General features: G+C 41.6%; 12 protein-coding genes. 6 read left to right on the top strand and 6 right to left on the bottom strand.

What is annotated here, in order from left to right; all coding sequences use genetic code 11:
- The first annotated feature begins 49 nt into the window (after nt 1–49).
- Nucleotides 50–736: a hypothetical protein gene (locus tag KF820_07535; protein ID MBX3458189.1), complete on the top strand. Its 687-nt coding sequence runs from the start codon at nt 50–52 to the stop codon at nt 734–736.
- Here KF820_07535 and KF820_07530 read toward each other — a convergent pair.
- Complete coding sequence (locus KF820_07530) at nt 654–1,085, bottom strand: hypothetical protein (protein MBX3458188.1); 432 nt, start codon at nt 1,083–1,085, stop codon at nt 654–656. The genes KF820_07535 and KF820_07530 overlap by 83 nt on opposite strands.
- Before the next feature lie 372 nt (nt 1,086–1,457).
- On the opposite strand from KF820_07530, the gene KF820_07525 reads away from it, so the two are divergent.
- Nucleotides 1,458–2,099 (top strand): hypothetical protein, encoded by a 642-nt coding sequence (locus tag KF820_07525; protein ID MBX3458187.1) that lies wholly within the window; start codon nt 1,458–1,460, stop codon nt 2,097–2,099.
- Nucleotides 2,100–2,245: 146 nt separating this feature from the next.
- Here KF820_07525 and KF820_07520 read toward each other — a convergent pair whose 3' ends face one another.
- Nucleotides 2,246–4,489: a DEAD/DEAH box helicase gene (locus KF820_07520; GenBank protein MBX3458186.1), complete on the bottom strand. Its 2,244-nt coding sequence runs from the start codon at nt 4,487–4,489 to the stop codon at nt 2,246–2,248.
- Between the two features lie 308 nt (nt 4,490–4,797).
- Between KF820_07520 and KF820_07515 the strand changes: the two genes are divergently transcribed.
- Nucleotides 4,798–5,121 (top strand): hypothetical protein, encoded by a 324-nt coding sequence (locus KF820_07515; protein ID MBX3458185.1) that lies wholly within the window; start codon nt 4,798–4,800, stop codon nt 5,119–5,121.
- 52 nt (nt 5,122–5,173) lie between these two features.
- On the opposite strand, the gene KF820_07510 is transcribed toward KF820_07515, so the two are convergent.
- The 3 genes from KF820_07510 to KF820_07500 all read right to left on the bottom strand — a co-directional run bounded on the left by KF820_07510 (nt 5,174) and on the right by KF820_07500 (nt 7,592).
- A complete protein-coding gene (locus KF820_07510; GenBank protein ID MBX3458184.1) occupies nt 5,174–5,959 on the bottom strand; it encodes an inositol monophosphatase in 786 nt (261 codons plus the stop codon).
- A gap of 87 nt (nt 5,960–6,046) precedes the next feature.
- Nucleotides 6,047–6,610, bottom strand: coding sequence for an elongation factor P (efp, locus tag KF820_07505; protein ID MBX3458183.1), 564 nt, complete (start codon nt 6,608–6,610; stop codon nt 6,047–6,049).
- 61 nt (nt 6,611–6,671) lie between these two features.
- Nucleotides 6,672–7,592 (bottom strand): class I fructose-bisphosphate aldolase, encoded by a 921-nt coding sequence (locus KF820_07500; protein MBX3458182.1) that lies wholly within the window; start codon nt 7,590–7,592, stop codon nt 6,672–6,674.
- Between the two features lie 113 nt (nt 7,593–7,705).
- Between KF820_07500 and ftsY the strand changes: the two genes are divergently transcribed.
- Genes ftsY through KF820_07485 form a run of 3 tightly spaced genes read left to right on the top strand, consistent with a single transcriptional unit; the run spans nt 7,706 to nt 10,469 of the window.
- Nucleotides 7,706–8,632, top strand: coding sequence for a signal recognition particle-docking protein FtsY (gene ftsY, locus KF820_07495; protein MBX3458181.1), 927 nt, complete (start codon nt 7,706–7,708; stop codon nt 8,630–8,632).
- Nucleotides 8,633–8,645: 13 nt separating this feature from the next.
- Nucleotides 8,646–10,139 (top strand): AMP nucleosidase, encoded by a 1,494-nt coding sequence (locus KF820_07490; GenBank protein ID MBX3458180.1) that lies wholly within the window; start codon nt 8,646–8,648, stop codon nt 10,137–10,139.
- Nucleotides 10,140–10,169: 30 nt separating this feature from the next.
- Nucleotides 10,170–10,469 (top strand): rhodanese-like domain-containing protein, encoded by a 300-nt coding sequence (locus KF820_07485; GenBank protein MBX3458179.1) that lies wholly within the window; start codon nt 10,170–10,172, stop codon nt 10,467–10,469.
- On the opposite strand, the gene KF820_07480 is transcribed toward KF820_07485, so the two are convergent.
- On the bottom strand, nt 10,466–14,824 hold the full coding sequence (locus KF820_07480; protein MBX3458178.1) for a cadherin-like domain-containing protein: 4,359 nt from the start codon (nt 14,822–14,824) through the stop codon (nt 10,466–10,468). The genes KF820_07485 and KF820_07480 overlap by 4 nt on opposite strands.
- Nucleotides 14,825–14,921: the final 97 nt, after the last annotated feature.

Here is a 14,921-nt window from a genome sequence, read left to right as displayed (position 1 = left end):
GCTACACTTATTATACATGGTTAGCGTTGATCAGTCAGTTTTCAATATAATGTCTAAACTTATTATCTCTTTATTATTCCTCCTTACCTGTACTCACTCATACGATGCTGGACAAACACAATTTTATCCGCAACATCGTGATCATCAATACATGACAAAAGAAACTCAAAGATTGCGAGTAGCGCTCAAAACACTGAATCGCAAGACGACAGAATATAAGACAAGAAAAAACGATCTAAATAAATTAGATATAACCGTCAAAACTATACGTAATTTTATCAAAAAAGTTACTGAAACAATGTGGGATTTATCAAACACATCAGAAAATGCCACTTTTGATCAATACTCTTGGAAAAGTTACAATATAGGCCAAATACGTTTAACAAAATACCAAGAACAGCTTTGCCAACAACTAGCCTATAGCCCCGGATACATTTACCCAAGAAAATTAGTCACAGCAGAGTCATTCAGTATGAACACCCTCATTCAGGAAATTAACACATTGAATCATATAATAGCATGTGCCCAAACACATCTATCATTTGTTTTGTACGTCCTTGAGACAGAAGAGTGTTATTTAAAGTCTCTGGAATTCAAAGTGCTATACTTAAGAGAAACTGTAAAGCACCATTCTGTAAAGCTTACAGATGCCATCAATCTGCAAGTCGATCCGCATGTCCTGGAAATTGACGCCGAATCAGATCTTTTTCAGCCTCAGTCAACGTTTTTTTCTTAGATCCAAGTCTGGACTCCTTGTTTTCAGATGAACTTGCCTGAACTTGCTGACGCTCTTTCTCACGCTGTTTATAATCGGCAACTTGCGATTCAATATGAATTTTTTGCTGAACATCACCTGCATTTGCTGCTGCGGCTTTTTCCTTAGCCAACTTTTTACTTTCCATTGACTGGTATTTGTACAACCCTTTAGCTTGATCAGGCGTCTTTGCATTTGATTTCCATGATCGAACAGTCCTGTCTCCGGATCCTACCGGGGACACTTGATTCTCGCTCTCAGAACGATCAGAAGCATAGCCCATATTTCCAAAAACGAAAGCACTTACAAAAATAAAAAGAACTATTTTCATAATCGTATCCATTTAAAAGTGACACACATATTAACAATACATATAAAGTGTTTTCAATAAGTCAAATTATAGAAATACAATTGGACTCAACACAGATTGAAATCATTCATTATAAAATCTAAAATACTATAATTAACGATAATTACTTAAAAAACATATGTTTTTCACAATCGTATCGCTTGTTATCCTATTAATTCATTCATATTTCATTAACTTTTCACAATCCAAAATAAACTATATAACACAGCTATATTATTTACCTTCTATGACAGGGATAAAAATTAAGCCTAAACGTAGCAAGTAACTACTGCTGTTTATGTAGTCATACCATTTGAATGTAATACTTCAAACCTATTTACCGGAGATTGTTTAATGAAAATGCTTTTAGCTTTACCCGTTTTTTTGATTAATCTATCCTTAGCCCAGGAAGAAATAACCCATGATGCCTTTGTCAACACGACATGGGGACATCTTATAGAGGGTACTCAAGATTTAAAATCAACGCTGATTCAGCTTGATCAATTGCAACTAGATGCCACAACCCTTATTGATGAAGCAATATCAACAAAGACATCCAAAGAGAAATTAGAGTTATGTATTGGTACCTTTCAAAAATTAAAAGCTCAATTTATTGCAGCTGCAAATGACGCTCTCAGTGCTCAAGAGAGATTGAGAATAGCTCAAGAAACAACAAAGTTACGAATAACTGCTCTCAATGAAGTAGAAAAGATTTTACCAAAGAACTCAGATAACACATACATCATTAAAATCTTAAGATCTACTGGGTTCTTAACCCCTGATGCCGCGAGAGAGGCACAGCCGCATATTGACGCATTAATCAATGTTTCAACAGAATATCAACAAAACCTGATGGAACAAATGGCCACACAACGCGCAATGCTAGGACAAATCGCTCGGAAAACAGATTTCACACAAAAGCAAATCGCTAATCAGATTGATGCAATCAATTTGACACTCGCATCAATTAAAACTCATGTCGTGTCAGAAGAATAGGATTACCACGGCAATTCTTATTACGAGTCATCAGAAATAAGCAATACAGATGGATTCAAGAACGAGACTGCGCAAGCGTGCACTGAGTATATCCGTAAGGCTGATATTCCGCAGAATTGCTGTAGGACCATTTCTGATGACCCGTATCACTGCGGCAATGGTTCAAACAATGCCTCTAGATCATCTGCATTAAACAGACCATCCGTGTCTTGTTTACCATCAAAGATCCCCGACAATAGTGTTGCTTTGCGTTGCTGCATCATCATAATCTTTTCTTCAACAGTTCCTTCGGTTATAAGCTTGTAGACAAAAACAGGTTTATCTTGACCAATACGATAGGCACGATCTGTCGCTTGATTTTCAACAGCAGGATTCCACCATGGGTCAAAGTGAATAACTGTATCTGCCGCAGTCAAGTTTAACCCAGTTCCACCAGCTTTGAGACTAATCAGGAACACAGGTGCTTTCCCGGATTGGAATTCTTCAATAGGCGTTGCTCGGTCTTTTGTTTGCCCGGTTAGCTTAACATATGGAATGCCGATTTTTGTAAGCTCTTCCTCGATCAAAGCCAACATACTGGTAAACTGAGAGAACAACAAAATCTGACGCCCCTCTTCAATCATTTCCGGCAAGGTATCCCTTAAGAACTGAACCTTAGCAGACTCGAGAACCCCTCGTGCTGCATCCAGCTTAAGCAAGCGCGGATCGCAACAAACCTGACGGAGTTTTAGTAGTGCGTCCAAGATGACGATATGGCTTTTATTAAGTCCCTTTTCTTGAATTTCCTGACGCACGCGTTCGTGCATCGTAAGGCGAATACTTTCATATAAGGCTCGTTGTTCCGGCATCAACTCAATGGTTTGGATCATTTCCGTCTTCGGCGGAAGTTCAGACACAACTTGACTTTTTGTCCGCCGCAACATAAACGGCTTAACGCGCCTTGCAAGATTATCACGGCGATCATTATCCCCGTGTTTTTCAATCGGAACACGAAATGTCTGATTAAATTTCTTTTGGTCCCCCAAAAATCCGGGCATCAAGAAATAGAATAACGCCCAAAGTTCCCCCAAATGGTTTTCCATAGGCGTACCAGTCAAACACAAACGATGCCTTGCATTAATCTGCTGCACCGTTCGATGTGCCATGGTGTTGGGGTTTTTAATGACTTGGGCTTCGTCCAAAATCAACATATGGAATTCATGCTTAACCAAATGATCTTTATCCCGCGATAGCAATGGATATGTCGTCAAGACCAGATCATGAGCGTTAATTAAATTAAAGAAATCTTTGCGATCCTGACCATGCAAGGTCAAAACTTTAAGTTTTGGAGCATATTTAGCAGCTTCATGACGCCAGTTGACCATCAAACTAGTCGGCGCCACAACTAAAATAGGGCGATCCATACGGCCAGATTCTTTTTCCTTAAGAATATGCGACAACGCCTGAACAGTCTTCCCCAACCCCATATCATCTGCCAAAATTCCATTGAGGTTATTTTCGCGCAGAAATTGTAACCAGCTGAGTCCCTGTTTTTGGTAACACCGCAGTTCACATTGCAAGGAATCCGGCATATCAACAGGAGAAATCTTGGTAAAATCCTTAAGTTTCGCCCCGAGTTCTCGCACCTGCTCATCACCAAACCAACGCATTTGTGCAGCCTGCATGGCAGCCTCAATTTCAACAAGCTGAGTCGATTGCCACGTCGATAGCCTTAGCTTCCCTTCATCCGTCAAAGAATCCGCATCATGTAGCTCAATCAATGTTTTGGCAATAAAACGAATCTTATCGGCGGGGACAGGAAGTAAACGGCCATCTTCCAAAGGAACATACACCATGCCCCCTTCTTTGTCATCCAAAGCTTCTTTTAGTTTGTCCTTAGCACCTTCTTCTCGGAGCATTTTAACCAGTAATGGCAAGATATTAACCCGTTCCCCATCAATCATCAGACCAAGTTCAAGATCAAACCAGTCTGTTGTTGTCGTTATAGCTTTATCCAGATTGGCATACCATTCACCTTGAACTTCGATAGGACGGAACGGAAAGCTATCGTCAACATCGATATCCCATCCTTGCTCAATCAATTCAGGCATATGAATCTGATAAAATTCCTGTGCCAGTTGAGCCAAACTTTTATCGCTATCAAGGATAACGTGCGTTGTCGTCGCCAAGGTTGATGGGTCAATAACAGCACCCAGCGTTTTAACGGATTGCCAGCCGATACTCTCAAGTTTATGAAGAGCCTCTGCCGAGCCGTCTAAAAAGGCACAGACATGGACAAAGGATTTAGCCGCCGACCACGGTTTATCTTTTACTTTGACTTCGCCAGAGAAAACACGCAACTTTGCAGTTACATCAGAATTAGAATTTACAGTCACAGATTGGGCGCTCATACTTTTAAAGGATTCACTCTTTTAACTTTTTTATCCATTTAGTATAGACATTTTTTTGTTTTTTTGTCTACGATATTATATTATTTAAAAATCTAGAGTTCCGACCAATTCCTATCGTTATCCTCTTCCTTTGCATATTATTCGGGTTTGAACCTATTGTTGCTGACGTTGACCGCCAAATAGACAAAGCGGTTCTCCCTAAACTCAATATTGATATAAAACTACCGAAATCTCAGTTAGACATAGAGTTAATCTCATTCCACACGATGATAACCGCAGCTCATAGCGAATTATCAGACAAAAGAATTATGTATGCCTATTTTAAAGACCCAAAAGATGCCAAAGACATTCAAGATATCCTTTGTGCATTAGATGATATTTGCAAAGATGCTGAACGAATCTTAGGCTCCGAGGATTATACCATCTTTTTCATGCCCGTTCACGCCTACATGAAAATCAAACACTATCATTGTTGGGCACAAGGCTTAATTAATCACAGTAAAGGCAAAAACCACCCAAAGGATCTACAGCAGGCATCAAATACCATGATGGCGATGATAGCTGAGGCTCGAGAAAAATATGGGTTTGATTTTTATACGATCATGGAAAAAGACGAAAAAGTTAGAGGGTAAAGCGCCCTAAGCGTTCACCCCCGTTAAACGTGACAAAAACCCACTAGCAAAACTAAATAATTGCTTTTTTCAATTCTGGGAAAATTGCTTCATTGCCAGCAATTACGTTTCCTTTTCCAAGAAAATCTTGTTCCCCGTCAAAGTCACAAACATAGCCCCCCGCTTCTTTGACAATCAAAGCCCCTGCTGCAATATCCCAAGACTTCAAATTAGTCTCAAAACAGCCTTCAAGGCGGCCAGCTGCGACAAAGCACATATCTAAGGCAACACAACCAAAACGGCGCATACCAGAAACGATACCAACCAACTTACGGAACCCATTGACGAACTTCTCAGAACTCCCACGCTTGCCATACGGTGTCCCACAGGCAATCAATGCCTCATCAATGTGCTGACGCCCTGAGACACGAAGACGACGTTGATTCAAAAAGGAACCAGACCCTTTTTCAGACCAGTATAACTCGTCCAAAACCGGATTATAGACAACTCCAGCAACAATTTCCCCTTTACGCTGCAGCGCAATCGAAATTGCAAATTGCGGAATACCGTGCAAAAAGTTTGATGTCCCGTCAAGAGGATCAACAATCCATGTATTATCTGCATCTTCCCCCGGAATCTCACCCGATTCCTCTATGACAAAACCATAGCCAGGCCTTGCTTTTTGCAACTCTTGGATAATTGTCTTTTCAGCCTTGATATCAGCTGTACTCACAAAGTCACCTAGACTTTTACGAGAAACCTGCAATTGCTCGATTTCACCAAAATCACGAACTAACCCACGACCAGCTTTATGTGCAGCTGCCACCATCACGTTCATCAAAGCTGATCCTGTCAGCATTCGTTGCGTTGACATTGTCCCATTCCCTTTTTAATAATGAAGAGGATACGCCTAATATCGCATCCTCTTGCTTGTCAATTTACTTAATTATTTTGCGCGTTCAACATAGGTTGAATCAGCGGTATTTACAACAACACGCATCCCTGATTCGATATGCGGTGGAACCATAATACGCAATCCATTTTCCAAAATTGCTGGCTTGTAAGAAGAGCTTGCCGTTTGACCTTTGACAACGGCATCTGCTTGATCAATCGTCAAAATCACGGTATCGGGCAACTGAACACTGATCGGGCGACCTTCGTACATGGAAATATTAACAATCATACCGTCCTGCAAGAATGCCGCAGCATCCCCAACGAAATCAGCCGCAATTGTGATTTGGTCAAATGTATCTTGATCCATAAAAATATAATCGTCACCTTCTGGGTACAGATATTGGAATGGACGCTCATCCAAGTGAACACGTTCAACCGTGTCAGCAGAACGAAAACGTTCGTGAAGTTTTGTCCCTTCGAGCAAAGCCTTCATTTCAACTTGCATATAAGCACCACCTTTACCAGGTTGCGTATGCTGAGTCTTTGTCACGACCCACAATTTTCCATTATAATCCAATATGTTACCAATACGAATAGCAACGCCTGTTATTTTCATGATCCAACATCCCTAAAAAATAGCCCCAATTCACAATGGGGCAAAACAACTTGACCTTATATTACATTTTTCCTTTAAAAATCTCAACCACTTCCTTTGCCATCCCCAAAGCTTCGGCTTTTGGACGCTGGAAGAAATTTCGGCCAATGATCGATCCAAAACCACCGCCGGAAACAATAGCGCGCGCATCATCAAGAACAGAAGAAACATCCTTGGATTCACCACCAGAGAAAATCACCATACGGCGCCCTGCAAAACAAGAATCAACAACATGCTTAACACGAGCACCAAGCGTTGAGCTATCTACATATTTTTCATACAACGATTTTGCCGACGACATTTCAAGATGCGCTGTCGGCAACTTTACCTTAACAATGTGAGCCCCAAGTTCACACGCCATGTGTGCGCCGTAAGAAATTACATCAAGCGCTGTCTCACCGTCTTTAGAAATCGCCCCACGCGCATATGACCATACGATTACAGCCAAACCACAAGCTTTGGCTTCAGCAGCGAGTTCTCGTAACTCTTCGATTTGATCGTAGGACATGTCAGATCCGGGATAAATTGTAAACCCAATGGCCGCACATCCCAAACGCAGAGCATCATCAATACTGGCCGTCACTGCTTGATCCGGCGCATTGTCTTTACCGAACAAAGAATTTCCGCTGTTAATTTTCAAAATGGTTGGCACAGCGCCTAAATACGTATCCGCCCCAGATTCGAGTAACCCTAAAGGAGCGGCAAACGCGTTCATGCCGCCATCAACCGCAAATTGATAATGATAATGAGGATCATAAGCCTCTGGCGTCATTACAAAAGCCCGCGGACCATGCTCAAACCCTTGATCCACAGCTAGGATCATCATCTTACCCGTTCCACCGAGCTTACCGTGCATCAAAATGCGAGCCAAGTTCTGCTTGACGCCAATTGAGTCTGATTCATAGTTGTTCAGAATTTTTCTTACTTTTTGTGTAATGCGCATGGTGTTTTATCCTTAAAGAGATCTATCTTGATCTCAGATTACAGCGTCCACCCTTGAAATAAAAGCAAAAACTCGACATACTCTAAATCACAGCAATGAACAAATCGACAAATATGACCGAAAATAAAAACTGGTGGTCACGCCTGAAAAGTGGCCTAAAAAAAACATCCGACAAACTAGAAGACGGGCTCAAGAATGTCTTTGTCCGCAAACGCCTTGACCAAGAAACGCTGGATGAACTGGAAGACCTTTTAATCCTGAGTGATATGGGTGTAGAAACAGCGTCACGACTGACCCAAGATCTTGCCAAAGAAAAAATGGATAAGGATGTCACAATAGAAGAAATAAAAGAATTCCTTGCAGAACGCATTTCTAGCATTTTATCCCCCTTTGCGACCCCCTTAACACTCACAAACACATCCCCCCAAGTTATCCTTGTTGTTGGGGTTAATGGCAGCGGCAAGACCACAACAATCGGAAAACTTGCAAAACAATGGTCAGATGAAGGCAAAAAAGTTCGCCTTGTTGCTGGCGATACTTTTCGAGCTGCGGCCGTTGAGCAACTGCAAGTTTGGGCACAACGCACCAAGGTTCCGATTACAATTGGACAGGAAAATGCAGACTCCGCCGGACTTGCCTATGACGCTTTAAATCTAGCAAAAAATGAAGGCTGTGACATCCTGATCATTGACACGGCCGGTCGCCTGCATAACAAGGCTGGTCTTATGGATGAACTTAAGAAGATTTCGCGCGTCATTCAGAAAATTGACCCGACCTGCCCCCATAATGTCTTATTAGTTTTGGATGCAACAACGGGCCAAAATGCCCATGCCCAAGTTCAAACTTTTAAAGAGATGATTGGTGTCACAGGTCTCATCGTTACAAAACTGGACGGAACAGCCAAAGGTGGGGTTGTTGTCTCGTTATGCAATAAATTTCAACTTCCCATCCACGCCATCGGTGTGGGCGAATCTGTTGATGATTTACGCCCCTTTACAGCCCAAGACTTTGCCCGTACACTTGTAGGTATAGACTCTTAAATAGATCGTCGACATGGCACAACAAAAAGATTCCAATGGTTTCACACCTTTTTATGCGGTTAGCCACCTCAAGAAATTTACAGACGCCGCAGCTGCTGTTGACTATATTTGTCATATTTACGACTCTAACATCACCAAAATTAGGGACGCGTTTACGCATTTTCTAAATAATCCAGATGAGAACAACTTTCCCAAAATAAGCGAGGCGAACTATCCGTTCTTAGGAATCAAAGTGAGTCGCAAAGAGTTAAATCTGGATGGCCGACTTTCTTATGGAGTAGTCAGCGAACCTGGGATTTACGGTGGCACACTGACTCGGCCAGACTTATTCAAAGAATATTATACAGAACAAATCACCCTGTTGATTGAACGCCATCAGGTTCCCGTTTTTGTCGGCAACAGCTCGTGGGCAATTCCCCTTCCCTTTGCCCTTGACTCATCCAGTGAAGTCAAAGGAAACCGCCCTATTGACTTAGGTGAACTCTGGCAAACGGACTCCGGCTTTGTTTTACCAAACCTGGCCAATATTGATGATGACATTGCCAATTGTTCCCACAAACCCCAAGGCATGATCAAACCCATCAGCATCTTTACAGGTGAGCGCGTCGATTACTCGCTCCACCGCCTGCATCATTATACAGCAACAGCACCCGAACATTTCCAAGGTTTTATTCTCTTAACGAACTATCAACGCTATGCCGATGAATTCATTAAGTATAGCTTGGATGCAATCAAGACTGATAAGGAATACACTGAACTTATTTTACCGGGTGGCCTATCGTGCAAATCAGAAAAAGATATACCATCGAATTTGCCTTTACCGCAAATGCCGGCCTATCACCTGAAGCGCAAAGACGGCATGGGCATCACCTTTATCAATATAGGTGTAGGACCGAGCAATGCCAAAAACATCACAGACCACTTGGCTGTGCTTCGACCCCATTGCTGGCTTATGGTCGGGCACTGTGCCGGCCTTAGACAAACGCAAGTGCTGGGTGACTATGTCTTGGCTCATGGCTATGTCCGAGATGATAACGTCCTTGATAACGATCTGCCTCTTTGGGTTCCCGTCCCTCCAATTGCCGAAGTGCAAGTTGCGCTGCAAGAAGCGGCCGAAAATATTTGCCACAAAAAGGGACGAGAAGTCAAACATAGCATGCGAACCGGTACCGTCATATCGACAGACGATCGCAATTGGGAACTTCGGACAAAAAAACTGTACGAAGAATTCCGCATGAGCCGCGCCATCGCCCTTGACATGGAATCAGCGACAGTTGCCGCTAATGGCTTTAGATTCCGCGTCCCTTATGGGACATTACTATGCGTTTCTGACAAACCCATCCACGGCGAACTAAAACTGCGCGGTATGGCTAATCATTTTTATCGAGATCGCATCACCCAACACTTGCAAGTTGGTCTAGAAACCGTCAGAATACTTCGTGAAAATGGGGTAGACAATCTGCATTCAAGGAAACTTCGCGGTTTTGATGAACCACCCTTTAGATAAAACAACCCAAAAATCCCACGTGAGGAAAACATGACCGACTTAGTAAAAACTGTTGATGTAGAAACTGCAAAACAATGGTTATCAGCTAGCGAAGCTGTGTTGATTGATGTACGCGAAGCAGATGAATATGCAGCAAAATCTGTTCCTGGCTCAATTCTGTATCCCTTAAGCACGTTTTACCCAAATGAAGTCCCTTTTGAGCACGGAAAAAAAGTAATCTTTATTTGTCGGTCAGGGGTCCGTAGTGCGCGTGCTTGTTTCTTTTTCAACCAAGAATATCCTGAAATGGATGCCTATAATCTTGAAGGCGGCATCCTTGCTTGGGGTTAGAAATACGAAGGAAGCATATGTCCCACGCCTTGTTGGATATTCAGCACTGTATTGCTGTCAATTTGATAAGAATCGTAAAGAATCGTCCCCATTGATACTGTTGACGTCGGGTTATTAAAATTAAAACCTGATGGGGCATTATATAATTCAACCGCACTTACGCCTGATCCCCCAATAATAATCCCACCGGGAGCTGTTGTTCCGTTAACGAACAGCGTATGAACACCATTAGAATCCGCTGCAACGATATTATCAATATCCGTTGGCGAAATCGTCAATGTTGATGCGTCCTGAAGATCTATCAGATTAATGTTTCGTATTCGGCCATAACTAAAAGGATTGTCATCGTTAAAATAGAGTTGACGCCCTAAGTCATTGTGGACAATCAGACTGTTAAACCCATTCCCCCCATCAATATAAAGAGAGCCATATCGACCAAATGTAAAGAAATCAACCTGAAGATCAGCAACGTCATCCCCCTCACCCCCTTGGACACTCACAACAGTACCTGATTTTTCGAATTGGTCTGGGTTTGGAGTCGGCAATTGGTTGATGATAAAATAATCATTTCCCGCCCCACCTTCTACAGAGTAAAATACACGCCCACCTATTCCATCTTGACCAGAACCGATGGGCGCAAACGCTGAAGGGAGGGAATAACCTGCCTTTCCCAATAGAATGGTATCATTTCCCGAACCACCAATAAGATAATAATCGATATCTCCGCCGTTACCACCAGATCCGCCTACGCCGCCAACGCCACCTGAATAAGAGCCCCAAATTCCAGCATCTAAATTGTTACCTCTTACGCCATGAGCACCTGCACTACCTCCCAATCCAGCATTACCTGTATCACCACCGATAATAATTTGATCAGTTGTAATAGCTGAATTATCTAACTTATACGTAATATCACCACCATCTCCACCTCTTCCACCCGTACCACCGGGGTCACCATCCTCAAATACTGCGGCATTCCCACCTCTACCCCCCAAACCACCATTACCACCATTCCCTGCATTTCCAACATCCGGAGCTTTAATAATACCCTGACTTGACGTATCAATCTGCTGAAAGCTGATTCCGTCACCACCATAACTACCTGTCGCTCCTGTATCAAACGCTGTTCCAGCACCACCGGTTCCTCCTGTTCCACCATTTTTAAAATTAGAGAACGAAGAACTGAAATCTAGGGCTAAAGGCACCACATTAGTCACATTAAATGCAAATCGATGAGATATCCCATCGACAAACATGCTCCCCGTGACTAATTGAGGAGAACTTGTCAATCCACTACTTTCGGTGACAACATTATAGTTAAGATAAGCGTAGGTTCCATTATAATAATTTATGATTTTTCCGGGCATGCCAGAATCAAGATGGAAAGAAAGATTACGTGACGACAAATTCGCCAAATCACCAAACATCCCGTTATTAAAATCATTTCTGGCAACTAAAAAGTAAGATTGACTCGATGTTATGGATGGTATATCCAGAACTTGAACGGAAAGATAAGCACTAATATCTGTTCCGAAATCATCACCGACATCATCATCAGCCGTAAATACCCTTACATTAAGCACAACATTTGTGGGAACCGTTCCCGGAATAGAGCCATAAACAAGCCCCGTATTCGGGTCTATCTGCAAACTATACAAAGGGTCTATATGATAAAGAATTTTCTCAGTTGTATTAATATTAAAATATTTTGATGCATCTAATAATGAGCCAGCTGATGTATTGGCATATGAAAAACCTCGAAAAATGACTGTGCTTGTTCCTAGAGTTGTCTGAGTAACCTCCCCCGCCACATCATTGACACCAATTGTAATATCCTGTTTTCCGCTGGCTAGGGTTACTGCATCCGTTACCGTCACCTGCAAAGTGAGTATATATTTTTGGAAAGAGATATTCCAAGAAACGTCATTTATATCAATAGTCTTTATTTGTGTTATCAGACCAGTACTTGATATCGCGAAACTATTTTTAAGCATTAATAGTGTAGCCTCACTTAACCCCGGATTAGATGAACTTAAAAAATCTAATGAATAGGTATAGGTTTCATAGGGACTTGTATTCCGCAACCCAAGTTGCCATGTCTTGTTGATATCATTTTCATTTTCTGTAAATAACGGAGTTGGTAGAATATTTATGATAGGTGGAAGAATGATACCATTACCGCCAGATGAAGGTGGTGTCGAACTACTTTGACCATCCTCAAATGTATAACTGGTTACCCCATCTGTAACACTGCTAATTGCAGGGGGCACATCTGTGATTTTAATCTTTAAGGGCTGTGTCTGACTTAGACCATTATCAAGGTCCGTCACTGTTACATCCAACCATAATTGTCGGATTGAAGAAAGATTAAATAGATTTGGAACATACCGGGCTAATTGATCATCAATAGCACTTATTTGTGTGATAAGACCTGTATTTGATATTGCAAAACTATTAGCAAGAATCTGGCGATGTTCTTCCGTTAAACCAGTAGCATTTACAGATAAAGAGTAACTATAGTTTTCAGGAAATCCGGAATCTTCCATGTTAACCTGCCAAGTATTCCCCACACCCGTCTCTTTTGCCGTGAACATGCTATCATCGAACACGATAATGATAACACCACCATCATCACCACCTGTTGAATAGTCAATCGTATAAGTCGTCCCTGCATTGTCTGTATACCCCAAAATCTTAGGGGGATTTTCGTTAACATCATTAACAGAAATTATCAGATCTTTATCATAAGTCGCGCCCTGAGCGTCTGTCGCTCTGATGGTCACTGATGTTTGATGATTTGGTAACGTCTCATAATCAAGAGGACTTACGAGTTTCAGATTATTCCCGTCTATCGTAAATCTTGAATCATTAACGACTGAGAACGTAACACTATCGCCTGCATCCGGATCTATAGAACTTAATGTTCCGACAACAACATCTGTTTTAATCTCATTCACTGAAAAATTGCTAAGAGTAATATCCGTTGGAGCCTCATTAACATCTTGAACAGAAATATGGAACGTTTGACTATCAGATCCACCTCTGCCATCCTCAGCCTGAACTTCAACTTCGATAGTATTTTCAGCTTCATAGTTCAAAGAAACACTATTTTTAAGTTTTAGTGCACCATCAACGACCTCAAAGCGATTATCACTAACCGACCAAATAATAGCATCCCCATCCGGATCAGTTACAGATAAATAACCAATGATAGCACCAGGATCATTTTCATTTACAGTTGGCACCGCAATTTGGATTCCCGATTGATTAAACAGACCAGGACTTAAAACAGGAATTTCGTTAAGGTCAATAAGAGCGATACTAAAAGTTTGTTTGCTCACAAGGCCATAAACATCCTGTGCTTGAATAGTAACCTCTATTGAGTCACCGTCACTCTCATAGTCCAAAGAAACTCCATCTTTTAATTTAAGCATGGTTCCAACAAGTTCAAATGGTGTTACAACATCAACAATCGACCATGAAAATGAATCTCCCTCTGGATCTTGAGCAGATAAATACCCAACAATCGCACCCGTATTATTTTCACTGATCTGCGGATCTAGAATTGAATTATTATTACTATCCCGAAAAAAGTCATTAATTGCAGGCGGATCATTAACAGGATTTATCGTAATGGTAACGCTTGCATTTGCGGAATCTTTAAACCCATCATTGGCTTTAAACGTGAACGTATCCTCTCCATTAAAATTTGAATGAGGAGTGTATACATATGTACCATTTGGATTTAAAACAAGACTACCATGGAGGGCTTGTTGAACAACCGAAAAAGTCAGAGGTTGTCCCTCCCGATCTGAGCCAACTAAAGTGCCGGACAAAGGAATATCCTCATCAATTACCATCAACGAATTTTGCACAGTCGGCGCAGCATTAAAAAGCCCCAGCAAATCAATACGGGGAAGACTTAACCTTTCCTCAAAAACAGACTGTAATACGGTAAAAACCGGGCTACGGTCAACATTATCCACCCCACCTATTAAGCCTGAACCCTTGACACCAATAGATTGCCCAACTGCAACATAATACTGAACAAGGTTATACGCTCTACCGGCAGAATAAAAAGACTGCGAGCTAAATACATCTTCATTATCCATCAGATTGAGAATGAAAAAATCATGCCCATTATCACTAGCACTGGTTACATCATTATTATTTTCTTCAGTTTTACGAGCACTATCGGCGATTTTGATTTTATCAAGATGTTTATCTTCACCAGGCTGTACAACACCATTCTCAGAATTACTTTGATTTTTATCTGCAGGTTTCTGTTTCAAAGATCGCCTTGCATCCTGACTTTTAACCACAGTTCTATGAGATGGATTCGCATGAACAACCATAACTCCCCCATGTACAACAAATCAACCTATACGATTGTACTTAATAAGTTAGGTTCGCAATAACCAAAATCAACTATTTTATTAAAATTTTATAAAA

The organism is Candidatus Paracaedibacteraceae bacterium (assembly GCA_019636055.1).
Lineage (GTDB): Bacteria > Pseudomonadota > Alphaproteobacteria > Paracaedibacterales > Paracaedibacteraceae > Paracaedibacter.
This window is presented reverse-complemented; position numbering and strand designations above follow the sequence as displayed.